We start from the raw sequence: 23532 nt of genomic DNA, 5'->3' as shown, positions 1-23532 counted from the left end.
ACCAGACTGACGACGAGACCCCATGGCCAATCCCAGCGCTAGCGCCTATAACGCAGACGCCATCGAAGTCCTCTCGGGCCTTGACCCGGTCCGCAAACGGCCGGGCATGTACACCGATACCAGCCGCCCCAACCACCTGGCCCAGGAAGTCATCGACAACAGCGTCGACGAAGCCCTAGCCGGGCACGCCCGTTCGGTGCAGGTCATCCTCCATGCCGACCACTCGCTGGAAGTCAGCGACGATGGGCGCGGCATGCCGGTGGACATCCACCCGGAAGAGGGCGTGTCCGGCGTCGAGCTGATCCTCACCAAGCTGCACGCCGGCGGCAAGTTTTCCAACAAGAACTACCAGTTTTCCGGCGGCCTGCACGGTGTGGGTATCTCGGTGGTCAACGCCTTGTCGACCCAGGTGCGCGTACGCGTCAAGCGCGACGGCAACGAGTACCAGATGACCTTCGCCGATGGCTTCAAGGCCAGCGAACTGGAGGTGATCGGCTCGGTTGGCAAGCGCAACACCGGCACCAGCGTGTATTTCAGCCCCGACCCCAAATACTTCGATTCACCCAAGTTTTCCATCAGCCGCCTGAAGCACGTGCTCAAGGCCAAGGCCGTGCTGTGCCCTGGCTTGCTGGTCAGTTTCGAGGACAAGGCCAGCGGCGAGAAGGTCGAATGGCACTACGAAGACGGCCTGCGTTCCTACTTGGTCGACTCGGTCAACGAATTCCAGCGCCTGCCCGACGAGCCATTCTGCGGTAGCCTGGCGGGTAACAAGGAAGCCGTCGACTGGGCCCTGCTGTGGCTGCCCGAGGGTGGCGACAGCATCCAGGAAAGCTACGTCAACCTGATTCCCACCGCCCAGGGCGGCACTCATGTCAACGGCCTGCGCCAGGGCCTGCTGGATGCCATGCGCGAGTTCTGCGAGTTCCGCAACCTGCTGCCGCGCGGGGTAAAGCTGGCACCCGAAGACGTCTGGGAACGCATCACCTTCGTGCTGTCGATGAAGATGCAGGACCCGCAGTTCTCCGGGCAGACCAAAGAACGCCTGTCGTCGCGCGAAGCGGCGGCGTTCGTTTCCGGTGTGGTCAAGGACGCCTTCAGCCTGTGGCTCAATGCCCACCCCGAGCTGGGCATGCAACTGGCGGAGCTGGCCATCAGCAATGCCGGGCGCCGCCTCAAGGCCAGCAAGAAGGTCGAGCGCAAGCGCATCACCCAGGGCCCGGCGCTGCCCGGCAAGCTGGCCGACTGTGCCGGCCAGGACCCGATGCGGGCCGAGCTGTTCCTGGTCGAAGGTGACTCGGCCGGTGGTTCGGCCAAGCAGGCACGCGACAAGGAGTTCCAGGCGATCCTGCCGCTGCGTGGCAAGATCCTCAACACCTGGGAAGTGGACGGCGGCGAAGTACTGGCCAGCCAGGAAGTGCACAACATCGCCGTGGCCATCGGCGTCGACCCCGGTGCCACCGACCTTGCACAACTGCGCTACGGCAAGATCTGCATCCTCGCCGACGCCGACTCCGACGGCCTGCACATCGCCACGCTGCTCTGCGCGCTGTTCGTCCAGCACTTCCGTGCCCTGGTCGAGGCTGGCCATGTGTACGTGGCCATGCCGCCGCTTTACCGCATCGACCTGGGCAAGGAAATCTACTATGCCCTCGACGAGGCCGAGCGCGATGGCATCCTCGACCGCCTGGTGGCCGAGAAGAAGCGCGGCAAGCCGCAGGTCACCCGCTTCAAGGGCCTGGGCGAAATGAACCCGCCTCAGCTGCGTGAAACGACCATGGACCCGAACACCCGGCGCCTGGTGCAACTGACCCTGGACGACGTGCAGGCCACCTGCGAGCTGATGGACAAGCTGCTGGCCAAGAAGCGCGCGGGCGACCGCAAGAGCTGGCTGGAAACCAAGGGCAACCTGGCCGAGGTCATGGTTTGATTCGGTGGCTTCTGGCTGCCTGCCTGGCGCTGCTTGCCCTGCCGAGCCTGGCGGGCAACTGGCCAGAGCTGAAAATGAGCGGCGAACACCCAATCGACGGCATGCGCGGGGGCAACCTGTCCGGCCTGGTGGAATGCCGGGGCGGGTTGTGGGGCGTGTCCGACCGCGACGACGATCGCATCTACCGCTTCGACCGGCAGGATGCGACCTGGCGTGCGCAGCCGCTGGCCTTCACCGCGCCGCCGGTGCCGGAAAGCGGCCTGCCCTGGGGCCTGAAGTCGCGCAACTGGGCGGCCTCGTATATTCGCGGCGGTGAGCTGGACTTCGAGGGCATCACCTGCGACCAGGCGGGTAACCTGTATCTGGTCAGCGAGGCCCATGCCGGCGTACTGCAGCTGCCGCTGGACGGCCAGGTGGATTGGCTGAAGATCGACCCGGCCATGGTCCGCCAGGCCCGAGCCAGCGGCATGCTGCTGAACTTCAATGCCTTGTTCGAAGGCCTGGCCATCAACCCGGCAGGTGACCGCCTGTGGCTGGCCGCCGAACGTGAGCGGCGTGGCCTGGTGGCTATCGAGCGCCAGCAGTCGGTGTGGACCTGCGGGCGCAGCTGCGTCCTGCTGAGCGAAGCCGGGGTCGAGATGCAACCGCCACAGATGCCCGATGCCCAGGCCCAGTCGCGTGACTTTGCCGACCTGGCCTGGTTCGAGGGCAAGTTGTTCACCCTCGAACGCAACGCCTACCGCATCTGCCGGCGTGCTGCCGACAACGGTGAAGTCGAGCGCTGCTGGTCGTTCGCTGCCGACGCGCTGGTCGAGTCGCGCCGCTATCAGCAACCGTACGGCCTGGCCGAGGCATTGGTAATCGATGCCGAAGGTGCCTGGATCGGCGTGGACAACAACAACGGCGCCCGCGCTGATGGCGAGACGCGACCGATCGTCTGGCGTTTCGATGCACCGCAGGGCGGCTGGAGCGCCAAACCATGAGCCAGGCACCGGGCAAGCGGGCTGGCAAGGTACTGATGATCGTCGCCTGGGCGGCGGCGCTGTTCCTTGCCACGCGCTTCTTCGGCCAATGGGAAGACCGCCAGCGCAACCCCAATGCCCAGGTGCAATCGTCGCATGGCGAAGGCTTCATCGAAGTGCGCTTGCTGGGTAACGGCCAGGGCCACTTCGTGATGGATGGCGCGATCAACGGCCAGCTCGTGCACTTCATGCTCGACACTGGCGCCACCGACGTGGCGATCCCCGAGGCGTTGGGCCGCGAGCTGGGCCTGGAGCGCGGCAGCCCGGTGCAGCTCAGTACCGCCAACGGCCGCACCGAAGGCTACCGGACGCGCCTGGCCAGCCTGCAGCTGGGCGATATCCGCCTGCAGGACGTGCGCGCTATCGTGGTGCCGGGCCTGGATGGGCAAACCGTATTGCTGGGCATGAGTGCCCTGAAACAACTTGAATTTACCCAGCGCGGCGGCACCATGCTGCTGCGCCAGAACCTGAAATGACGAGGCCCGCATGAGCGACTCACTGGAACTCAGCCTGGACGGCGTCGAACGCCGCTCGCTGGCTGACTTCACCGAACAGGCCTACCTCAACTATTCCATGTACGTGATCATGGACCGCGCCCTGCCGCACATCGGCGATGGCCTGAAGCCGGTGCAGCGACGCATCGTCTACGCCATGAGCGAGTTGGGGCTCGATGCCGACGCCAAGCACAAGAAATCGGCGCGTACCGTCGGCGACGTGCTCGGCAAGTTCCACCCCCACGGCGACTCGGCCTGCTACGAGGCCATGGTGCTGATGGCGCAGCCGTTCAGCTACCGCTACACCCTGGTCGACGGCCAGGGCAACTGGGGTGCGCCGGATGACCCGAAGTCGTTCGCCGCCATGCGCTACACCGAGGCGCGGCTGTCGCGCTATGCCGAAGTGCTGCTCAGCGAAGTCGGCCAGGGCACCGTGGACTGGGTGCCGAACTTCGATGGCACCTTGCAGGAGCCGGCCGTACTGCCGGCGCGCCTGCCCAACATCCTGCTCAACGGCACCACCGGTATTGCCGTGGGCATGGCCACCGACGTGCCGCCGCACAACCTGCGGGAAGTGGCCACGGCCTGTGTGCGCCTGCTTGACGAGCCCAAGGCCAGCATCGAGCAGCTGTGCGAGCACATCCAGGGGCCGGACTACCCGACCGAGGCCGAGATCGTCACGCCGCGGGCAGAAATCCTCAAGATGTACGAAAGCGGCCGCGGTTCGATCCGCATGCGTGCGGTGTACCGCGTGGAAGACGGCGATATCGTTGTCACCGCGCTGCCGCACCAGGTTTCCGGGGCCAAGGTGCTGGAGCAGATTGCCGCACAGATGCAGGCCAAGAAGCTGCCGATGGTCGCCGACCTGCGCGACGAGTCGGACCATGAGAACCCGTGCCGCATCGTCATCATCCCGCGCTCCAACCGCGTGGATGTCGACGAGTTGATGCAGCACCTGTTCGCCACCACCGACCTGGAAAGCACCTACCGGGTCAACGTCAACATCATTGGCCTGGACGGCCGCCCGCAGCTGAAGAACCTGCGTGCGCTGCTGCTGGAGTGGCTGGAGTTCCGCACCGCTACCGTTCGTCGCCGTCTGCAGCACCGTCTGGACAAGGTGGAGAAGCGCCTGCACCTGTTGGAAGGTTTGCTGACCGCGTTCCTCAACCTGGATGAAGTTATCCACATCATCCGTACCGAGGACCAGCCAAAGCAGGCCCTGATCGCCCGTTTCGAATTGACCGAGATCCAGGCCGACTACATCCTCGAGACCCGCCTGCGGCAGCTGGCGCGCCTGGAAGAGATGAAGATCCGCGGCGAGCAGGACGAGCTGCTGAAAGAACAGGCCAAACTGCTGGCCCTGCTGGGTAGCGATGCCAAGCTGCGCAAGCTGGTACGCAGCGAGCTGATCAAGGATGCCGAGACCTATGGCGACGACCGTCGTTCGCCGATCGTCGAGCGCGCCGAAGCCAAGGCCCTGTCGGAAAACGAGCTGATGCCGACCGAGCCAGTCACCGTGGTGCTGTCGGAAAAGGGCTGGGTACGCTGCGCCAAGGGTCACGACATCGATGCCACTGGCCTGTCGTACAAGGCTGGCGATGGTTTCAAGGCCGCAGCCACCGGGCGCTCCAACCAGTTTGCCGTGCTGATCGACTCCACCGGGCGCAGCTACTCGTTGGCCGCCCACAGCCTGCCGTCGGCGCGGGGCCAGGGTGAGCCGCTGACTGGCCGCCTGACGCCGCCGGCAGGGGCTACGTTTGAATGCGTGCTGTTGCCGGATGACGACGCGCTGTACGTGGTGGCCTCTGATGCCGGCTACGGCTTCGTGGTCAAGGGCGAAGACTTGCAGGCCAAGAACAAGGCCGGCAAGGGCTTGCTCAGCCTGCCCAACGGTGCCAAGGTCATGACCCCACGCCAGGTCGCCAACCGCGAGCAGGACTGGTTGGCGGCAGTGACCACCGAAGGCCGCCTGTTGGTGTTCAAGGTCAGTGACCTGCCCCAGCTGGGCAAAGGCAAGGGCAACAAGATCATCGGGATCCCCGGCGATCGGGTGGCCAGTCGTGAAGAATTTGTTACCGATCTGGCGGTGATTGCCGAGGGTGCGACACTTGTATTGCAAGCCGGCAAGCGTACCCTATCCCTGAAAGCGGACGACCTCGAGCATTACAAGGGCGAGCGTGGACGGCGCGGCAACAAACTGCCGCGAGGGTTCCAACGAGTCGACGGATTGCAGGTGGAAGTGCCGGCATAACCGGCTGAAATGTCTGGAGCGGCAATTTCAGCGCCGTTCCGGGCAGAAATGCTGGAGTCGGACGGTTATTTCGCGGATGATATGGCCCTTGCGGTGCCGGCGTGGCCGTGTGCCCGTTTGAATTTATATGTATCACTGCGGTTGGCCTGTTGGCGGCCGCCTGGATGGGATGATGAAACTTCTGCGCCTTCCATTTGCGCTGTTGATGACTGGCCTGCTGGGCCTGGGCGGGTGCACCATGCACCAGCCGGTTGCCCTGTACCAGCTTGACAGTGGTGATCCTGGCCAGCCTTCGCAGAGTGCAGGCATGGCCGTTGTGCTCGGCCCGGTATCGGTAGCCGATTACCTGCAACGCGAAACATTCCTGCAGCGCCAGGCCGACGGCAGCCTCAGTTCGGCGACCGACGGTCGTTGGGCCGGTAGCCTTTCGGCGGATATCGACCAGCTGCTGGTGCGCCAGCTTGCCTGGCGCCTGGACAGCCAGCGTGTGGTACTGGCGCCGGCGACCGCCGGCTTCACCCCGGACGTGCAGGTGCTGCTGTCGATCACGCGTCTGGATTCGGGCAAGGATCAGCCAGCCATCCTGGACGCCCAGTGGCGCCTGCTGGACCGCCGTGGCCATGTACGCGACAACCGCATCGTCCACCTCGAGCAGCAGCACGAGGGCAGCGAGGCGTCGCAGGTGCAGGCGCAGGGCCAGTTGTTGCAGAAGCTGGCCGAGCAGTTGAGCTCCGCAGTGAAGCCGTTGGCCAACCAGCCTGCCATTGCCGAAGAGGCGCCGAAGAAGGCAGCTGCACCGGTGCAGGTGAAAAAGGCTCCGGAGAAGTCCAAGATCCCGATGGCTGCGCCGATTCGTACCGATATGGAAGTCTATCGGTTCTGATCGAACTGCCAGCCACAAAAAAGCCCGCTGCGTTGCGGGCTTTTTTGTGGCTGCAAGGTTGGCGCCGTCCTGTAGGAGCGGCCTTGTGTCGCGATGGGCTGCGCAGCAGCCCCAGCAATCTTCGCGACACCAATAAATCTGGGGCTGCTGCGCAGCCCATCGCGACACAAGGCCGCTCCTACAGCGCGTCAGCCTGTGCCGGTCAGGCCCGGTGCTCGTGCATCCGCGCCAACTGCCGTTCCAGCATCGACGGGTAGGGCTCCATCAACCGCTCCACGCAGCAGGCGCCTTCCGGGCTGGCAATCGGGCGAATGCGGGCGCGCTGGCGAATCAGTGTGTCATCGCTGATCTGGCGCTCCACCAGCAACAGGTTGCGGCTGTGCTGCGACAGCGCCAGCGCGTCCTGAGCCTTCTCGGCCATCAGCAGGTCCACCAGTTCCAGCCCTTGCAGGTCGTTACCCAGGGCCAGGCCCAGTTGCAACTGCAAGGTGATGCCGCTGTCCGCCACTTCGATCTGCAGGGCATGCCCCAGGGCGCGCAGCAGCTCGCCGCAGCAGATGGCGTTGGTCAGGTAGTCCTCGCCACAGTCGCGGCTGTGGAACAGCACCAGGGTGCTGCCGTCGTTGAGCGTGTGGGTTTCACCGTCGTAGAGCGAAGCAGCGTGCTCCAGGCAGTCGCGGTAGCGCTCGGTCAGCTCGGTCAGGCGCGTGCGTGGCAGGCGGCGCAGCTGTTCCTGCGAACCCAGCTGCACGGCCAGCACGGCACTGTACTGCGGCTCGTCGGACTCGACGACCGAGGCCTTGGGCATGTTGTCGTCGTCGAGCAGGCCGGCGAAGGCCTCGTCGTCATCCTCGTGCGCCTGGGTGGCAACCCTGGCGCGCGGTGCGGCCTTTGCCGCCGGGGCATCGCCGTGCAGGTCATCGAACGGCTCGTCGTCGTCTTCCTCTGGCTCCGGCTCGGGCGGCGGTGGCGGGGCCAGGCGCGCGTGCAACTGGCGGGCGATATCGCCGATTTCGTCCTGGCGATCGGTGGCCGGCGTGTAGGGTTGCGGGTCACGCAGCCACACCCGCAGTTGCAGCAGCGGCAGGGTGATGAAGCGGCCCTGGCGCAGGCTCAGGGTCAAGGCCAGCACCAGCAGGATGGCGGCAAGGATCCCCATGCTCTGCAAGCTGATCAGCATCGGCTGCTGGAACTGGCTCATGTCCAGGCTGATGCGCAGTTGCCCGGCGGTCACGTCCTGGAAGGTGATCTTGGTCTGGTACAGGCCTTCGGCCTCGCCCAGCAGGCTGTTGCGCGGGCGCTGGCCGGCTTCGGCGAGGATGCGGTTGTCCACGCTATAGATGGCGGCATGGGCTACCAGCGGGTTCTTCACCAGGTTACCCAGCAGCACGTTGAGGCTGAGGATATCGTTGGCCACCAGCAGTTCGGTCGCCGAGGTGGCGGTCTGGGTGGTCAGGCTCTGGCCCAGGGCATCGGCCTGTTCGTGCATGGCCTGCTTGAATTGCAGGCCCATCACACAGGCATAGATCACCAGCGCCAGCGCCACCAGGAAAATGTTGGTGCAGGCGATGCGCAGTGCCAGTGGCACGCGACGTTGACTCAGGGCACGATAGATCATCAGGAAGAAGTTGTCTGGTTTGACGGGCGTGGGCCGGTTCACTGAGCTCGGCTCTTAATGGCATGAAGTGTGGGGAGTATAGCGAGCCGGGTTTTGTCGGCAAAGTATCGTTGGCGCCCGATGGTCACGGAAAATCGGTAGAATGCGCATTTTTCATCGAAGTCGGAGCCAGGTTGTGCGCGAAATCGTCCTGATCAACATCACCGGTGAGGACCGTCCCGGTCTCACTGCGGCCATCACCGGCGTCCTGCTGCAGGGCGGTGTGAGTATCCTCGACATCGGCCTGGCCGTCATGCACGGCACCCTGTCGTTCGGCATCCTGGTCGATATCCCGGACAACGAAGTGGCTACCGCCCTGCTGCAAAGCGTGCAGGCCAAGGCCCACGAACTGAACCTGCAGGCCCGCTACACGCCGATTTCCGAGGCGGACTACCAGCACTGGGCCGACGGCCAGGGCGAGGCGCGCCACATCGTCACCCTGCTCAGCCGCAAGATCACCCCCGAACAACTGCAGCGGGTGAGTGCGGTGATCAGCCAGTACGGCCTGACCATCGAGCGTATCGAGCGCCTGTCGGCCCGTGTGGCGCTGGACGCCCACGTCGGCAAAGGCAAGGCGGCCATCGAGATTTCCGTGCGTGGCGTGCCCAGCGATGGCCAGGCCCTGCGTGCCGATTTCTTCGCCCTGGCCGAGGAACTGAGCATCGACATCGCCTTCCAGAAGGACGACCTGTTCCGCCGCAACCGCCGCCTGGCGGTGTTCGACATGGACTCGACGCTGATCGAAGCCGAAGTCATCGACGAATTGGCCAAGGCTGCCGGGGTAGGCGAGCAGGTGGCGGCCATCACCGAGCGCGCGATGCGCGGCGAGCTGGATTTCCGTGCCAGCTTCAAAGAGCGCATGGCACTGCTCAAGGGCCTGGATGTGGGGGTATTGGACGAGATCGGCGCGTCGCTGCGCCTGACCGAGGGGGCCGAGAACCTGTTCGCTGAACTCAAGCGCCTGGGTTACAAGACCGCGATCCTGTCCGGTGGCTTTAGTTACTTTGCGCGCCAGGTGCAGGCGCGCCTGGGTATCGACTACGTGTTCGCCAACGAGCTGGAAGTGGTCGATGGCAAGGTGACCGGCGTGGCCGTGGAGCCGATTGTCGATGCCCAGCGCAAGGCCGAGCTGCTGCAGAAGCTGGCCAGCGAAGAAGGCCTGGAACTGGAGCAGACCATCGCCGTGGGCGATGGCGCCAACGACCTGCCGATGCTGTCGTTGGCTGGCCTGGGCGTGGCGTTCCGCGCCAAGCCGCTGGTACGCCAGTCGGCCAAGCAGGCGATTTCCACCCTGGGGCTGGATGGGGTGTTGTACCTGCTGGGCGTACGTGACCGCGACGCGCGCGGCTGATTCGAGAGTCTTGGGGCTGCTTCGCAGCCCTATCGCGACACGAGGCCGCTCCTACAGGGCAGTGCAATATTTGAAACTGCGAAAATCCTGTAGGAGCGGCCTCGTGTCGCGATAGGGCCGCAAAGCGGCCCCAGGTTCTATCAGGCAATCAAGCCTGCGCAGGCATCGCCAACTGTTGCCCCATGCGCACCGCAGAGCCGGCCCCCAGCGTCTCGGCCCATTTCACCTGCTCTGGCCCGAACAGCACGATAGCGGTCGAGCCCAGCTTGAAGCGGCCCAGCTCGGCGCCTTTTTCCAGGTGGATCGGCGCGCGGCTGGCTTCGTCGTAACGGAAGGTCTTCAGCTCGCGCTTGGGCGGCGTCACCAGCCCGGCCCACACGGTTTCGATCGAGGCGACGATCATCGCCCCCACCAGCACCACGGCCATCGGCCCGCGTTCGGTATCGAACAGGCACACCACGCGTTCATTGCGGGCGAACAGCTCGGGGACGTTCTCGGCGGTGGTCTGGTTGACCGAGAACAGGCGGCCCGGCACGTAGACCATTTCACGCAGGGTGCCAGCCAGCGGCATGTGCACGCGGTGGTAGTCCTTGGGCGACAGGTAGATGGTGGCGAACTCGCCGCCCATGAATGGCGCGGCCATCGCCGGGTCGCCGCCCAGCAGTTCCTGCGCGCTGAAGCCGTGGCCCTTGGCCTGGAAGATGCGGCCGTGCTCGATCGGGCCAAGCTGGCTGACGGCACCGTCGGCCGGGCACAGGATGGCACCCGGGGTTTCATCCAGCGGGCGCGCGCCTGGCTTCAGGGCACGGGTGAAGAACGCGTTGAAGTGCTCGTAGGCGCTCAAGTCTTCGACCAGGGCTTCGGCCATGTTCACCTGGTAGCGCTTGGCGAACCAGGCGGTAAAGGCATTCTTGAACCAGCGCACGCGGCATTCGGCGATGCAGCCGGCCAGGCGCGACAGCAGATGGTGCGGCAGCAGGTACTGGCTGATGATGAACAAACGGGATTTCATGCAGGTTCCTTAAACTTCTACAGGCGTGTCCGGGTGGTTGCCCCATTCGCTCCACGAGCCGGCGTAGGCCTTGACGCGTGGGTAGCCGAGGGCCTTGGCCACCAGGTAGGTGAAACCGGAGCGGCGGTGGGATTGGCAATGGGTGATCACTTCCTTGTCGGGGGTGATCCCCAGGTTCAGCAGGACTTCGGCGATGTCCGGGCGGATGCGCAGGTGGTCGTTGAGGTCCATGCCGGCTGTCCACTCGAAGTTGATCGCGCCGGGAATATGGCCGCCCCGAGCTGCCAGCACCTTCTCGCCGCGAAACTCCTGCGGACCACGGGCATCCCAGATGACCAGGTCGTGCGCGCCCAGGCGGCTTTGCAGGTACTCACGGGTGGCGGTGGGCGCCGTGTCGATGCGCAGCTGCACAGGGGAATTACCGCTGGCGGGCACTTCGGTGGAGAGCTTGTCGGCCGGCCAAGCCTGAATGCCGCCATTCAGGTAGTGATAGTGCTTATGGCCGATCACATCGAGCAGCCAGATGAAGCGCCCGGCCCAGCCACCGCCTTCGTCGTCGTACACCACGTATACCGCGTCGTCGCGGTGGCCGAGTTCACTGAACAGCTTCTCCAGATCGGCCTGGGCCGGCAGCAAGCCGGGCGCAGGCGGCTGGCCGAGCTGGGTGCGCTTGCCTTCGACGAAGCGTGCGCCGGGGATATGCCCGCTGACATAGCGGTTGCTGCTGCTCAGGTCGACCAGGATCAGCTGTTTCGAGTCCAGGCGTGGCAGCAGGTCTGCGGCTTCGATCACCAACGGCAGGCCGGAAAAGTCAGTCATCCACGGTCTCCAGTGTGGAAAGAGGGGCGATTGTAGCGCAAGGCTCAGGCCTTGCGGTTGGCGAACACCGACAGCGCCCGCTCGGTGCATTGTGCCGTCTTGCCGAAGGCTTGCACGCTGACATCGGCCAAGGGTCGGCTGCCTTGGTCGGCTACCACCAGCATCAACACTTGGTCATTGACCGCCAACGAGCGTAGCAGTGCGTGTTCGCTGTTGAACAACGCCCGCAGCGGGGCCGGCAGCAGCGCCGAGAGCTGGCTGTGGTTTTCCGGGGTGATGCGCAATTGGCCGGCCTGGGCCAGCAGCTTTTGCAGCAGTTTGTTCTCTGACACTTGCAGGGCAAGCGCCCCGGCCTCCTTGGGCAGGCCGGCGAACTGCTGCACACGCAGCTGATCGCTGGCCTTGTCCAGGCTCAGCAGCAGGACGCGCTGCATGCCGCAGGCCAGCAGGGCCTCGAGGGCCTGGGTGGCCAGGTGCACGCTGTTGGTGAACGGGCTGGGCTGGGCCAGCAGGTGCTGGCACAGCTTGCGCCAGCGTGTCAGCTCGTCGTTGCTGGGCGGTGGCGGTGCCAGCATGTCCGGGTGCGGACGGCGCTGGTGCCAAGGCCAGATCAGCGCTTCGGCCGGGTGGAACAGGGCGTGCTGGGCGTGGCGACGCGCACTTGCCGCAGCCTGCTGGTGCACCTGTTGCTGCACGTCTTCCAGCGAGGTCTGCAGGTACAGTGCGGTTAATAGCTGCCAGCGCAGCAGGTGCGGGTTGTCCCAGCCCACCTGCGCCGCCAGGGCCAGGTTGTTGGCCAGCAGCACGGTGTTGGCCGGCTGGTTGAACCAGCGGCGCAGGCCAGGCTCGGCGTCCAGGCGATGCTGTTGGCTGAGCAGGTCCGGGTCGCGGGCGATGGCAAGCACCTGGGCCAGTTGTTCGCGCTCGTCCAGCAGCAGGTGATAACCCTGGGTCACCCATTGTGGCAGGCGCCAGAACTCTGCCATGGCCTGGCACAGCGTGAGAATGCGCACGCCAAACAGCTCCTGCTCGACATGGGCGGCGTCCTCGCCCTTGTGGATAACCCGCAGTTCCCAGGTGTCGAGCAACTTGGGGTAGGCCAGCGCCAGCGGCCAGAGTGGCGACAGGAACAGCAGGCTGCCCCAGTGGATTTCCTGCCACAGCCGTGCCAGGCGGCTGGCGAACAGGCCGCTGGCCTGCTGCGAGGCGTGCTGGCTGATCAGCTGGAACTGGCACAGTACCGGTGGGATCTCTTCGGCGGGCACCGCCGGCAGGCGCTTGAGCAGCTGTTCGCTGCGCTCCAGGCCGAGGCGGTTGAGGGCGATTTCCAGGCTCTCGGCCGGTTCGGCGAGGCTGGCGTTGGTGGGGTGATTGGCTTCGCGCATCACCGACAGCACCAGTGCCGGGCTATCCTGCATCAGTTCGGCGATATCGCGCAGCGAGCGGCGGCTATCGTGGATGGCGTTCATGACCCGGTCGTAGCTGTGCTTCGGCACGGGGATGCGAATACTCTCGAGCAGCTTTACCCAGGCCTCTAGCGTACGCGGGGCCTGAGCGGGCACCTTGGTTTCAATTGTCATTTTGACATCAGTCCGAACTGGCTTTTCGCAATGAGTGGCTATAGTCTGGCGCAGTTCTGCCGATAAGTAGAAGAAGAGTTTTCAGGCTCCCGTCTCTTCCCCTGACCACGACAGCAAGTGCTTTGAACCTATGGCTAAAATTATCGGCATCATCGTCGTATTCGCGAGCGTGCTCGGCGGATACGTACTCTCCCACGGTAAGATCGCGGCACTGATCCAGCCGTTCGAAGTACTGATCATCGGCGGTGCGGCCTTCGGTGCATTCCTGCAGGCCAACCCTGGCCACATGACCATGCACGTCATCAAGAAGTCGATGAAGATGTTCGGCTCGCGCTTCAGCCATGCCTTCTACCTGGAAGTGCTGGGCCTGGTGTACGAGATCCTCAACAAGAGCCGTCGTGAAGGCATGATGGCCATCGAGGCCGACATCGAGGATGCCGCAGCCAGCCCGATCTTCGCCAAGTACCCGACAGTGCTGGCCGACGAGCGCATGACCGCCTTCATCTGCGACTACCTGCGCATCATGTCCACCGGCAACATGGCGCCGCACGAGCTCGAAGGCCTGTTCGACATGGAGCTGTTGAGCATGAAGGAAGAGCTCGAGCATCCGTCGCATGCGGTGAATGGCATCGCCGACGGCATGCCAGGCTTCGGTATCGTTGCGGCGGTACTGGGCATCGTGGTGACCATGGCCTCGCTCGGCGAGGGTGACCAGGCCTCCATCGGCCTCCATGTGGGTGCGGCGCTGGTAGGTACCTTCTTCGGTATTCTGGCGGCCTACGGCTTCTTTGGTCCGCTGGCCAAGTGCCTGGAGCACGATGCCAAGGAAGAACTGAACCTCTACGAATCGATCAAGGCTTCGCTGGTGGCCTCGGCCTCGGGCATGCCGCCTTCGCTGGCGGTGGAATTCGGGCGCAAGGTGCTGTACCCCAAGCACCGCCCAAGCTTTGCCGAACTGGAACAAGCGGTTCGCGGTCGCTGAGTCATGGAGAACAATCAGCCCATCATCGTCAAGCGCGTCAAGCGCTATGGCGGCGGCCATCACGGCGGCGCCTGGAAAATCGCCTTTGCCGACTTCGCCACGGCGATGATGGCGTTCTTCCTGGTGCTGTGGCTGTTGTCCACGGCCACGCCGGAACAGAAGATCGCCATCGCCGGTTACTTCAAGGACCCGATCGGCTTCTCGGAAAGCGGTACGCCCTACATCATCGACCTGGGTGGCTCGCCGCAGCTGGCGCCGGAAAAGACCATCAACCCCGAAACCAAGTCCGAGCCGACGCCTGATACCAGCATCCAGCTGGACAAGGACCAGGTCGAGACCATGGCCGAGCAGGTCGAGCGCGAGCGCCTGGAGTTGTTGCTGCAGGAGCTGCAGAACAAGGTCGAGGAAAACCCGCAGCTGCAGAAGTTCAAGGACCAGATCCTGTTCGAGATCACCCAGGACGGCCTGCGCATCCAGATCATGGATGCCGAGAACCGGCCAATGTTCGACATCGGCAGCGCGCGCCTGCAGCCGTACTTCGAAGACATCCTGCTGGCCATGGCCGACACCATCAAGGCGGTGCCGAACAAGATCAGCATCAGCGGCCACACCGATGCCAAGCCGTATGCAGGCAGTGGTGAGTTCGGCAACTGGGAGCTGTCGGCCAACCGCGCCAACGCCGCCCGTCGCGCGCTGGTAGCCGGTGGCTATCCGGATGGACAGGTGGCGCGGGTGGTGGGCTATGCCTCGTCGTCGCTGTTCGACCGCAACAACCCGTTCAACCCGGTCAACCGCCGCATCGACATCATCGTGCTGACCAAAAAGGCCCAGCGCAACATCGAGGGTGAGCAGGGCGCGCCAGAAGCACCGGCTGCCGAGCCTACACCTCCGGCCACTGCGGCACCGGCTGTGCCAGGGGGGACCGAGCAGGCACCCATGCAGCCGCGTGAACTGCGCCAGAAGCTGAACATCTTCGAAGAGGGGACGTTGAAGATGGATGAGACCAAGGAGCAGTAAACCCTACAGGATCGCGCTGTAGCTGAAGCAAGCGCGGAACCTGTGGGAGCGGGCTTGCCCGCGAACACGGGCGAAGCCCGTGCCAACCACCGCGGTGCCTGCTTCGCGGGCACGCCCGCTCCCACAGGATTGGCGTGGCCCTTGAGCCTTGTGTAGTACCTGCGGGAGCGGGCAGGTCAGTAAGCGTCTTCCGGCAGGCTGGCAATGATGGAGCGGTAGCTGCTCATGCGCTGCGGCTTGATGCGCCCCTCATCCAGCGCCTTGAGCAGCGCACAGCCCGGTTCGCGATCATGCTTGCAATCGCGGAAGCGGCAGGTGCCGAACAGGTCGCGGAACTCGATGAAGCCATCTTCCACATCGCTGCGGCTGACGTGGCCGAGGCCGAATTCGCGGATGCCCGGTGAGTCGATCAGGTCCCCGCCATTAGGGAAGTGGTACAGCCGCGCGGTGGTGGTGGTGTGGGTGCCCTGGCCAGACCATTCCGACAGGTCGCCGACGCGGGTACCGGCGTCCGGCAGCAGGCTGTTGACCAGCGACGACTTGCCCACCCCCGACTGGCCGACGAACACGCTGATGTGGCCGTCGAGCATCTGCTGCAGGCGTTGCATGCCGTCACCCTGGTGTGCCGATACTTCCAGCAGCGGGTAGCCCAGCTCGCGGTAGACCTCCAGCAACGCCTGCAGGCCCGGGCCGTTCTGCTCATCGATCAGGTCGGCCTTGTTCAGCAGCAGCAGCGGGCGAATACCGGCGTGCTCCGCCGCGACCAGGTAACGGTCGATCAGGTTGGGGTGCGGTTCGGGAGCGGGAGCGAAGACGATCACGATCAGGTCGACGTTGGCCGCCACCGGCTTCAACTGGCCGTGGTTGTTCGGCCGACACAGCTCGGTGCTGCGCGGCATCTGCGCGACGATCACGCCGATGCCCTGGTTGCCCGCGCGCCAGACCACGCGGTCGCCGGTGACCAATGCCGGCAGGTTGGCGCGCAGATGGCAGCGGAACACCTGGCCTGCGGCTTCGCCGTCCTGAGCCTCCACTTCTACCTGCACACCGAAGTGCGCGATCACCAGGCCCAGCTGCTCCGGCCCCAGGTCGCCACCCTCCAGTTCCTGCAGCACGTGCTGCTCGCGTTTGGCCGCACGCGCGGCGCGCTCGTTCTGGATTTTTTCGATGCGCCAGTTCTGGCGGCGGTTGAGCTGGCGTTTGGCCATGAAGGTTCCGTGCGTGGTGAGGCGGGTGGAAAACGGCAGGCAGTTTAGCACGCCAGGCAGCGGATCAATTCGCTGGCTTGCGTGCCGTGAATGGGCGTGCCCTGGCCACTACGCTACTATGAACGCCTATACGAGGAGCCCCTGCATGCAAAACCCACAGAACCTGATCTGGATCGACCTGGAAATGACCGGCCTGGATCCGGACAGCGATGTCATCATCGAGATGGCCACCATCGTTACCGACAGCGAGCTGAACACCCTGGCCGAAGGGCCGGTGATTGCCATCCATCACAGTGACGAAGTGTTGGCACGCATGGACGAGTGGAACACCCGCACCCATGGCGCTTCGGGCCTGACCCAGCGCGTGCGCGAGAGCAAGGTCGGTATGGCCGAAGCCGAGGCGCAGACCATCGCTTTCCTCGAACAGTGGGTGCCAAAAGGCAAATCGCCGATCTGCGGCAACAGCATCTGCCAGGACCGCCGCTTCCTCTATCGCCACATGCGCAACCTGGAAAACTACTTCCACTACCGCAACCTGGATGTCTCGACCTTGAAGGAGCTCGCTGCACGCTGGGCGCCATCGGTGCGTGACAGCTTCAAGAAAGGCAACACCCATCTGGCGCTGGATGACATCCGCGAATCGATCGCCGAACTGCGTCACTACCGCGAGCACTTCATCAAGCTGTGAGTCGAAAAGGCGCAGATATTCTCTCTGCGCCCCCTTTTGGTGCCATGTGCAACTGGTTAGACTGCGCGCCTTTCTCGCCTGCCCGCACGGACCCCGCGCCATGTTGTTGATGCTCTACCTGATTGCCATCACCGCCGAAGCCATGACCGGTGCGTTGTCTGCCGGCCGTCGCGGCATGGACTGGTTCGGCGTGGTGCTGATTGCCTGCGTCACCGCCCTTGGGGGGGGCTCGGTGCGTGACGTACTGCTCGGGCACTACCCGCTGACCTGGGTGAAGCACCCGGAGTATCTGGTACTGACCAGTTGTGCGGCGCTGTTGACCATTTTCATTGCGCCGATGATGCGCCGCTTGCGCTCGCTGTTCCTGGTGCTCGATGCCCTGGGGCTGGTGGCCTTTACCCTGATTGGCTGCATGACTGCACTGGAGATGGGGCAGGGCATGCTGGTGGCATCCCTCAGCGGGGTCATTACCGGGGTGTTTGGCGGGATCCTGCGGGATATCTTCTGCAACGACATTCCCTTGGTGTTCCGTCGCGAGTTGTACGCCAGTGTCTCGTTTGCGGCGGCCTGGTTCTACCTGGGCTGCGTGTACTTCAAGGTGCCGGCGGAGCAGGCGATGCTGCTGACGTTGTTTGGCGGCTTCCTGTTGCGCCTGCTGGCGATCCGCTTCCACTGGGAAATGCCCAAGTTTCACTACAACGACCAGCAGTAACGCAGTTCTGGCACAACATGGCCCCTGTGGGAGCGGGCGTGCCCGCGAACACCGGCAGAGCCGGTGCCATCCACCGCGTTGTCTGATTCGCGGGCACGCCCGCTCCCACAAGGGTGGCGTAAGCTCTGGGGCTGGTTCGCTATTGAACGCCGTGCTGCGCCAACGCCCACTCCACATGTTCGCGCACCAGCTCCGAGGCATCCTCGCGCCGCGCTTTCAAGGCTTCGATGACCGGGATCGTCGACGGCGCATTGCCCAGCCCCACCGCCAGGTTGCGCAACCAGCGCTCATACCCGGCCCGGCGCAACGGCCCGCCCTCGGTCTTGCGCAGGAAGGTCCTTTCATCCCACAGGAACATCTCGGCCAGTTCGGTATTTTCCAGGCCGTGGCGTGGTTGGAAGTCCTGCTCCTGGCTGTGCCTGGCAAAGCGGTTCCATGGGCAGACGATCTGGCAATCATCGCAACCGAACACCCGGTTACCCATCTTGGCGCGTAGCTCGACCGGGATCGGCCCCCTCAGCTCGATGGTCAGGTAGGAGATGCAACGCCGTGCATCGAGCACATAGGGCCCGACGAATGCCTGGGTCGGGCAGATGTCCAGGCAGGCCTGGCAACGCCCGCAATGCTCGCTGGCAGTGGCCTCGTCCACCGGCAGCGGCAGGTCGACGAACAGTTCGGCGAGGAAGAAGTAGCTGCCTGCCTTGCGGTTGAGCAACAGCGTGTTCTTGCCGATCCAGCCCAGCCCGGCCTGCTCGGCCAGGGCCTTTTCCAGCACGGGGGCGCTGTCGACGAAGGCGCGGTAGCCGAACGGGCCGATGGCTTCCTGGATGCGGTCGGCCAGGAACTGCACGCGTTTGCGCACCAGCTTGTGGTAGTCCCGACCCAGGGCATAGCGTGACACGTAGGCTTTTTCCGGCTGTGCCAGGCGCTGCGCCATCTGCGTGTCGCCGGGCAGGTAATCCATGCGCAGCGATACCACACGCACCGTGCCGGGAATCAGTTGCTCCGGGTGTGCGCGTTTGCTGCCATGGGCGCCGAGGTATTCCATCTCGCCCTGGTAGCCGGCATCGAGCCAGCGTTGCAGGTGATGTTCGTGCTCGCCAAGGTCGACCCCGGCGATGCCAACATGGGCAAAACCGAGTTCTTGGCCCCAAATCTTGATGGATTGGGCCAGTTGGGCGAGGTCAGGCGTACAAGCGGACATGGATGGGCAAGGCATAACGGGCTCAGGTGCGTATAATTCTGCCAGACATTGGAGCCTTTGACCGCATGCCGCAGACCAAACACCCCAGCCATGCCCCGCAACTGCTCAGCAGCGTGAGCGTCGCCCGCCTGCCGGCGCGGCAGGCGCAGGCCCACAAAGGCGACTTCGGCCATGTGCTGGTGGTCGGTGGCGACCTCGGTACCGGGGGCGCCGCGTTGCTCAGTGCCGAAGCCGCGCTGCGCTGTGGTGCCGGCCTGGTCAGTGTGGCAACCCGCCCTGAACATGTTGCTGCCGGCCTGACCCGCATGCCCGAGGCCATGTGCCTGGGGGTCGAATCGGCCAACCAGTTGATGGCGGTGCTGGAGCGTGCTTCGGTGCTGGTGGTCGGCCCCGGCCTGGGCCAGGCGGCCTGGGGCCGCAGCCTGCTGTCGGCGGTGGCCAATGCCGAGCGCCCGCAGGTGTGGGATGCCGATGCCCTGAACTTGCTGGCGCGCACCCCGCTGGCCTTGCCCAGTGGCAGCATTCTCACCCCGCACCCGGGGGAAGCGGCGCGGCTGCTGGGGATTTCTACCGAGGCGGTGCAGGTCGACCGCCAGGGCGCCGCGCGCAAGCTGGCGCGGCGTTACAACAGTGTCTGCGTGCTCAAGGGCGCTGGCACGCTGGTCGCCGACCCGGCCGGGCAGCTGCTGCTGTGCGAGCGCGGCCACCCGGCCATGGCCGGTGCCGGCCTGGGCGATGTGCTGACCGGCGTGCTGGCGGCGCTGTTGGCCCAGGGCCTGGATGCCTGGCAGGCCGCTGGGCTGGGGGTATGGCTGCACGCCTGTGCGGGCGAACGCCTGGGCGTCAAAGGTAGAGGCCTGGCCGCCAGCGATCTGGCACCGGTCATTCGAGAGTTGTTGGAGGAGCATTCTGCGTGTCTGGCTTAAACCTGTTTCTGGCCGATGAAGCGGCCACGGTCAAATTCGGCGCACAACTGGCCGAGGTGACCGGCGGTCACGGCGTGATCTTTCTGGAAGGTGACCTGGGCGCGGGCAAAACCACGCTGTCGCGTGGCCTGATCCGTGGCCTGGGCCATACTGGTGCAGTGAAAAGCCCGACCTTCACCGTGGTCGAACCCTACGAAATCGGTGAGGTCCGAGCTTTCCACTTTGACCTGTACCGCCTGGTCGATCCGGAAGAGCTGGAATTCATGGGCATTCGTGACTATTTCGAGGGCGACCCGCTGTGCCTGTTCGAGTGGCCACAAAAGGGTGCGGGCGTTTTGCCAAAGCCTGACCTGACCATTACCATAAGCCCCCAAGCGGGCGGACGCTCGCTGAACCTTTCGCCGCAGGGGGCTCGCGGCGAGGCCTGGTGCGTGGCACTGGCCGAACATCATAAACAGTAAGTGGGGTAGGTATGCGCATACGCGCACTGGTCGCCATCGTTGGGCTGCTGCTGACAACGGTGACCGTTGACGCTCTGGCCGTCACTCAAGTCAAGAGCATGCGCCTGTGGCGCGCGCCAGACAACACGCGGCTGGTCTTCGACCTGTCTGGCCCCGTGCAGCATAGCGTCTTCACCCTGAGCGCACCGGACCGCCTGGTTATCGACATCAATGGCGCGACCCTGGCCGCGCCGTTGAACGTGGCCACTTCCAACACGCCGATCAGCAGCGTGCGTTCGGCCCAGCGCACCCCGACCGACCTGCGTGTGGTGGTCGACCTAAAAAAGTCGGTCACCCCGAAAAGCTTTACCCTGGCGCCCAATGCCCAGTACGGCAACCGCCTGGTGGTCGACCTGTACGACCAGGAAGCCGACGCCATCGCCGCCAGTGCGCCAACCCCGCCGCCGACGCCGGTGCAAGCGCCTGCAACCACGCCAGCCGTGCCGGTCACCCCGGCCCAGCCTGCCATCAAGCTGCCGCCGGTGCCCAACGGCAAACGCGACATCGTGGTGGCCATCGACGCCGGCCACGGCGGCGAAGACCCGGGCGCTTCCGGCTCGCGTGGCCAGCATGAGAAGGACATCGTGCTGCAGATCGCCAAGGAACTGCAGCGCCAGATCAACAGCGAAAAAGGCTTCCGGGCCGAGCTGACCCGCACCGGCGACTATTTCATCCCGCTGCGCAAGCGCACCGAGATCGCCCGCAAGAAGGGCGCTGACCTGTTCATCTCGATCCATGCCGATGCCGCGCCGTCCCGTGCCGCCTTCGGTGCCTCGGTATTCGCCCTGTCCGACCGCGGCGCCACTTCCGAAACCGCGCGCTGGCTGGCCGACACGGAAAACCGTTCCGACCTGATCGGCGGTGCCGGTAACGTCAGCCTCGACGACAAGGACCGCATGCTCGCCGGGGTATTGCTCGACCTGTCGATGACCGCCACGCTCAGCTCCAGCCTCAATGTCGGGCAGAAGGTGCTGGGCAACATGGGGCGTATCACCTCGCTGCACAAGCAGCGTGTGGAACAGGCCGGCTTCATGGTGTTGAAGTCGCCGGACATCCCGTCGATCCTCGTTGAAACCGGGTTCATCTCGAACAACAACGAAGCCGCCAAGCTTGCTACCGCGAGCCACCAGCAGGCCCTGGCCCGTTCGATCCACACCGGTGTGCGCCAGTACTTCCAGCAGAACCCGCCGCCTGGCACCTACATTGCCTGGCTGCGCGACACCGGCAAGATCGCCGCAGGCCCGCGTGAGCACACGGTCCGTCCTGGCGAGACCCTGGCGATGATCGCGGTCCGCTACCAGGTCAGCGTGACCAGCCTGCGCAACGCCAACAGCCTCAAGAGCGATGAGCTGAAGGTCGGCCAGCGCCTCGATATCCCTGCCACCACCTTGGCCGCGCAATGAGTGGCGGTTCGCGCATCCAGCTGCTCAGCCCGCGGCTGGCCAACCAGATTGCCGCCGGCGAGGTTGTCGAGCGGCCGGCTTCGGTCGCCAAGGAGCTGCTGGAGAACAGCCTGGACTCTGGTGCCCGACGCATTGATGTGGAAGTAGAGCAGGGCGGCGTCAAGCTGCTGCGGGTGCGTGACGATGGCAGCGGCATTTCCGCCGATGACCTGCCACTGGCCCTGGCCCGCCACGCCACCAGCAAGATCCGCGAGCTGGAAGACCTCGAAGGGGTATTGAGCCTGGGCTTCCGCGGTGAGGCCCTGGCCTCGATCAGCTCGGTGGCACGCCTGACCCTGACCTCGCGTACCGCCAGTGCGAGCGAAGCCTGGCAGGTGGAAACCGAAGGCCGCGACATGACCCCACGGGTGCAGCCGGCGGCGCATCCGGTAGGCACGTCGGTGGAAGTGCGCGACCTGTTCTTCAACACCCCGGCGCGGCGCAAGTTCCTCAAAGCCGAGAAAACCGAATTCGACCACCTGCAGGAAGTCATCCGGCGCCTGGCGCTGGCGCGCTTCGATGTCGGCTTCCACCTGCGCCACAACGGCAAGAGCATTCTCAGCCTGCACGAAGCCCACGACGAAACCGCCCGTGCACGGCGGGTAGGCGCCATTTGCGGCCCAGGCTTCATGGAGCAGGCGCTGCCAATCGACGTAGAGCGCAATGGCCTGCGCTTGTGGGGCTGGGTCGGCCTGCCAACCTTCTCACGCAGCCAGGCCGACTTGCAGTATTTCTTCGTCAATGGCCGTGCGGTGCGCGACAAGCTGGTCGCCCACGCCGTGCGCCAGGCCTACCGTGACGTGCTGTTCAATGGCCGGCACCCCACCTTCGTGCTGTTCCTGGAGCTGGAGCCCAACGGCGTCGACGTCAACGTGCACCCGACCAAGCATGAGGTGCGTTTCCGTGAAGGGCGCTCGGTGCACGACTTCCTCTATGGCACCCTGCATCGCGCCTTGGCCGACGTGCGCCCGGAAGACCAGCTGGCCGCGCCTGCCGCCGTGCCTGAAATCATCCGCCCAACCGGGCCGCAGGCTGGTGAGTTCGGCCCTCAGGGCGAAATGCGCCTGGCCTCGCCGGTGCTCGAACAGCCACGTGCCCCGCAGCAGTCATACGCCGGTGGCGGCGGTGGCGCGGGTTACCAGTACCAGTACACCCCGCGGCCCGCGCAAGCGCTGCCGGCCGCCGAGGCGCAGGCGGTGTATCGCGAGTTTTACAAGCCGCTGGAGGAAGGTGTGGTCGCGGCGTCGGCGTTGCCCGAAAGCCAGGGCGATATTCCCCCGCTGGGCTACGCGCTGGCCCAGCTCAAGGGCATCTACATCCTGGCCGAGAACGCCATCGGCCTGGTGCTGGTGGACATGCACGCGGCCCACGAGCGCATCATGTACGAGCGCCTGAAGGTGGCCATGGCCAGCGAAGGCCTCAGTGGCCAGCCGCTGCTGGTGCCCGAGACCCTGGCCCTGAGCCAGCGCGAAGCCGACTGCGCCGAAGAGCACGCGCAGTGGTTCCAGCGCCTGGGCTTCGAACTACAGCGCCTGGGCCCCGAGACCTTGGCGATCCGCCAGATCCCGGCCTTGCTCAAGCAGGCCGAGGCCAACCGCCTGGTGCAGGATGTGCTCGCCGACCTGATGGAATACGGCACCAGCGACCGTATCCAGGCGCACCTGAACGAGCTGCTCGGCACCATGGCTTGCCATGGGGCCGTGCGCGCCAATCGGCGCCTGGCGATCCCCGAGATGAACGCCCTGCTGCGCGACATGGAAAACACCGAGCGCAGTGGCCAGTGCAACCACGGCCGTCCCACCTGGACCCAGATGGGCCTGGACGACCTGGACAAACTCTTCCTGCGCGGTCGATGAC

At 65.0% G+C, this 23532-nt stretch carries 20 protein-coding genes; 14 read left to right on the top strand and 6 right to left on the bottom strand.

Going from position 1 to position 23532, the window contains the following annotated elements:
- Nucleotides 1-22: 22 nt before the first annotated feature.
- From parE to HU763_RS22005, 5 genes are all read left to right on the top strand, one after another.
- A complete protein-coding gene (gene parE / locus HU763_RS22025; protein ID WP_170033045.1) occupies nt 23-1927 on the top strand; it encodes a DNA topoisomerase IV subunit B in 1905 nt (634 codons plus the stop codon).
- The gene (locus HU763_RS22020; protein WP_186684424.1) at nt 1924-2910 is read left to right on the top strand and encodes an esterase-like activity of phytase family protein; all 987 of its coding nucleotides are present in this window, start codon (nt 1924-1926) and stop codon (nt 2908-2910) included. Before parE ends, HU763_RS22020 begins: the two co-directional genes overlap by 4 nt.
- Nucleotides 2907-3425, top strand: coding sequence for a retropepsin-like aspartic protease family protein (locus tag HU763_RS22015; protein ID WP_186684425.1), 519 nt, complete (start codon nt 2907-2909; stop codon nt 3423-3425). The genes HU763_RS22020 and HU763_RS22015 overlap by 4 nt, the downstream gene beginning before the upstream one ends.
- Nucleotides 3426-3435: 10 nt before the next feature.
- Complete coding sequence (gene parC, locus HU763_RS22010) at nt 3436-5694, top strand: DNA topoisomerase IV subunit A (protein ID WP_186684426.1); 2259 nt, start codon at nt 3436-3438, stop codon at nt 5692-5694.
- Between the two features lie 172 nt (nt 5695-5866).
- Nucleotides 5867-6577 (top strand): PqiC family protein, encoded by a 711-nt coding sequence (locus HU763_RS22005; RefSeq protein ID WP_170033037.1) that lies wholly within the window; start codon nt 5867-5869, stop codon nt 6575-6577.
- Nucleotides 6578-6779: 202 nt separating this feature from the next.
- On the opposite strand, the gene HU763_RS22000 is transcribed toward HU763_RS22005, so the two are convergent.
- Entirely contained in the window at nt 6780-8237 is a 1458-nt protein-coding gene (locus HU763_RS22000; RefSeq protein ID WP_186686436.1) for an AhpA/YtjB family protein, read from the bottom strand.
- A gap of 133 nt (nt 8238-8370) precedes the next feature.
- On the opposite strand from HU763_RS22000, the gene serB reads away from it, so the two are divergent.
- Complete coding sequence (gene serB / locus HU763_RS21995; protein ID WP_186686437.1) at nt 8371-9585, top strand: phosphoserine phosphatase SerB; 1215 nt, start codon at nt 8371-8373, stop codon at nt 9583-9585.
- 148 nt (nt 9586-9733) lie between these two features.
- Here serB and asd read toward each other — a convergent pair whose 3' ends face one another.
- The 3 genes from asd to HU763_RS21980 are packed head-to-tail and all read right to left on the bottom strand — an operon-like array spanning nt 9734 to nt 12996.
- Entirely contained in the window at nt 9734-10597 is an 864-nt protein-coding gene (gene asd / locus HU763_RS21990; protein ID WP_186686439.1) for an archaetidylserine decarboxylase, read from the bottom strand.
- Nucleotides 10598-10606: 9 nt separating this feature from the next.
- Complete coding sequence (locus tag HU763_RS21985; protein WP_186686442.1) at nt 10607-11416, bottom strand: rhodanese-like domain-containing protein; 810 nt, start codon at nt 11414-11416, stop codon at nt 10607-10609.
- A 44-nt stretch (nt 11417-11460) separates the two neighbouring features.
- The gene (locus HU763_RS21980; protein WP_186686444.1) at nt 11461-12996 is read right to left on the bottom strand and encodes an HDOD domain-containing protein; all 1536 of its coding nucleotides are present in this window, start codon (nt 12994-12996) and stop codon (nt 11461-11463) included.
- A gap of 130 nt (nt 12997-13126) precedes the next feature.
- Here HU763_RS21980 and motA point away from each other — a divergent pair, with 130 nt between their 5' ends.
- Entirely contained in the window at nt 13127-13978 is an 852-nt protein-coding gene (gene motA, locus HU763_RS21975; RefSeq protein ID WP_186686446.1) for a flagellar motor stator protein MotA, read from the top strand.
- Between the two features lie 3 nt (nt 13979-13981).
- Nucleotides 13982-14995, top strand: a complete 1014-nt coding sequence (motB, locus tag HU763_RS21970) for a flagellar motor protein MotB (RefSeq protein ID WP_186686447.1) — start codon at nt 13982-13984, stop codon at nt 14993-14995.
- 176 nt (nt 14996-15171) lie between these two features.
- Here motB and rsgA read toward each other — a convergent pair whose 3' ends face one another.
- The gene (rsgA, locus tag HU763_RS21965; protein ID WP_170033024.1) at nt 15172-16203 is read right to left on the bottom strand and encodes a small ribosomal subunit biogenesis GTPase RsgA; all 1032 of its coding nucleotides are present in this window, start codon (nt 16201-16203) and stop codon (nt 15172-15174) included.
- 145 nt (nt 16204-16348) lie between these two features.
- On the opposite strand from rsgA, the gene orn reads away from it, so the two are divergent.
- Nucleotides 16349-16891 (top strand): oligoribonuclease, encoded by a 543-nt coding sequence (gene orn, locus HU763_RS21960; protein WP_170033023.1) that lies wholly within the window; start codon nt 16349-16351, stop codon nt 16889-16891.
- A gap of 100 nt (nt 16892-16991) precedes the next feature.
- Nucleotides 16992-17603 carry a trimeric intracellular cation channel family protein gene (locus tag HU763_RS21955; protein WP_170033022.1) on the top strand — a complete coding sequence of 204 codons (612 nt, stop codon included), beginning with the start codon at nt 16992-16994 and terminating at the stop codon, nt 17601-17603.
- A gap of 139 nt (nt 17604-17742) precedes the next feature.
- On the opposite strand, the gene queG is transcribed toward HU763_RS21955, so the two are convergent.
- Nucleotides 17743-18807, bottom strand: a complete 1065-nt coding sequence (gene queG, locus HU763_RS21950) for a tRNA epoxyqueuosine(34) reductase QueG (RefSeq protein ID WP_186686754.1) — start codon at nt 18805-18807, stop codon at nt 17743-17745.
- Between the two features lie 65 nt (nt 18808-18872).
- Here queG and HU763_RS21945 point away from each other — a divergent pair, with 65 nt between their 5' ends.
- From HU763_RS21945 to mutL, 4 genes are read left to right on the top strand one after another with little or no spacing between them, the layout of a single operon-like run.
- The gene (locus tag HU763_RS21945; protein WP_170033021.1) at nt 18873-19733 is read left to right on the top strand and encodes an NAD(P)H-hydrate dehydratase; all 861 of its coding nucleotides are present in this window, start codon (nt 18873-18875) and stop codon (nt 19731-19733) included.
- Between the two features lie 2 nt (nt 19734-19735).
- Nucleotides 19736-20194 (top strand): tRNA (adenosine(37)-N6)-threonylcarbamoyltransferase complex ATPase subunit type 1 TsaE, encoded by a 459-nt coding sequence (gene tsaE, locus HU763_RS21940; RefSeq protein WP_189665780.1) that lies wholly within the window; start codon nt 19736-19738, stop codon nt 20192-20194.
- Between the two features lie 11 nt (nt 20195-20205).
- Complete coding sequence (locus tag HU763_RS21935; protein WP_186686448.1) at nt 20206-21636, top strand: N-acetylmuramoyl-L-alanine amidase; 1431 nt, start codon at nt 20206-20208, stop codon at nt 21634-21636.
- On the top strand, nt 21633-23531 hold the full coding sequence (gene mutL / locus HU763_RS21930) for a DNA mismatch repair endonuclease MutL (RefSeq protein ID WP_186686449.1): 1899 nt from the start codon (nt 21633-21635) through the stop codon (nt 23529-23531). The genes HU763_RS21935 and mutL overlap by 4 nt, the downstream gene beginning before the upstream one ends.
- Nucleotide 23532: the final 1 nt, after the last annotated feature.

It is taken from the genome of Pseudomonas anuradhapurensis, assembly GCF_014269225.2.
GTDB lineage: Bacteria > Pseudomonadota > Gammaproteobacteria > Pseudomonadales > Pseudomonadaceae > Aquipseudomonas > Aquipseudomonas anuradhapurensis.
The sequence above is the reverse complement of the archived record's forward strand: the minus strand, read 5'-3'. Positions and strand labels throughout refer to the sequence as shown.

Coding starts and splice junctions, on each gene's coding strand:
- parC (WP_186684426.1), top strand. CDS start 3,436: ATGAGCGACTCACTGGAACTCAGCCTGGACGGCGTCGAACGCCGCTCG.
- queG (WP_186686754.1), bottom strand. CDS start 18,807: ATGTCCGCTTGTACGCCTGACCTCGCCCAACTGGCCCAATCCATCAAG.
- HU763_RS21980 (WP_186686444.1), bottom strand. CDS start 12,996: ATGACAATTGAAACCAAGGTGCCCGCTCAGGCCCCGCGTACGCTAGAG.
- HU763_RS22015 (WP_186684425.1), top strand. CDS start 2,907: ATGAGCCAGGCACCGGGCAAGCGGGCTGGCAAGGTACTGATGATCGTC.
- motB (WP_186686447.1), top strand. CDS start 13,982: ATGGAGAACAATCAGCCCATCATCGTCAAGCGCGTCAAGCGCTATGGC.
- HU763_RS21985 (WP_186686442.1), bottom strand. CDS start 11,416: ATGACTGACTTTTCCGGCCTGCCGTTGGTGATCGAAGCCGCAGACCTG.
- HU763_RS21945 (WP_170033021.1), top strand. CDS start 18,873: ATGCCGCAGACCAAACACCCCAGCCATGCCCCGCAACTGCTCAGCAGC.
- orn (WP_170033023.1), top strand. CDS start 16,349: ATGCAAAACCCACAGAACCTGATCTGGATCGACCTGGAAATGACCGGC.
- asd (WP_186686439.1), bottom strand. CDS start 10,597: ATGAAATCCCGTTTGTTCATCATCAGCCAGTACCTGCTGCCGCACCAT.
- HU763_RS21935 (WP_186686448.1), top strand. CDS start 20,206: ATGCGCATACGCGCACTGGTCGCCATCGTTGGGCTGCTGCTGACAACG.
- parE (WP_170033045.1), top strand. CDS start 23: ATGGCCAATCCCAGCGCTAGCGCCTATAACGCAGACGCCATCGAAGTC.
- mutL (WP_186686449.1), top strand. CDS start 21,633: ATGAGTGGCGGTTCGCGCATCCAGCTGCTCAGCCCGCGGCTGGCCAAC.
- motA (WP_186686446.1), top strand. CDS start 13,127: ATGGCTAAAATTATCGGCATCATCGTCGTATTCGCGAGCGTGCTCGGC.
- HU763_RS22005 (WP_170033037.1), top strand. CDS start 5,867: ATGAAACTTCTGCGCCTTCCATTTGCGCTGTTGATGACTGGCCTGCTG.
- HU763_RS21955 (WP_170033022.1), top strand. CDS start 16,992: ATGTTGTTGATGCTCTACCTGATTGCCATCACCGCCGAAGCCATGACC.
- rsgA (WP_170033024.1), bottom strand. CDS start 16,203: ATGGCCAAACGCCAGCTCAACCGCCGCCAGAACTGGCGCATCGAAAAA.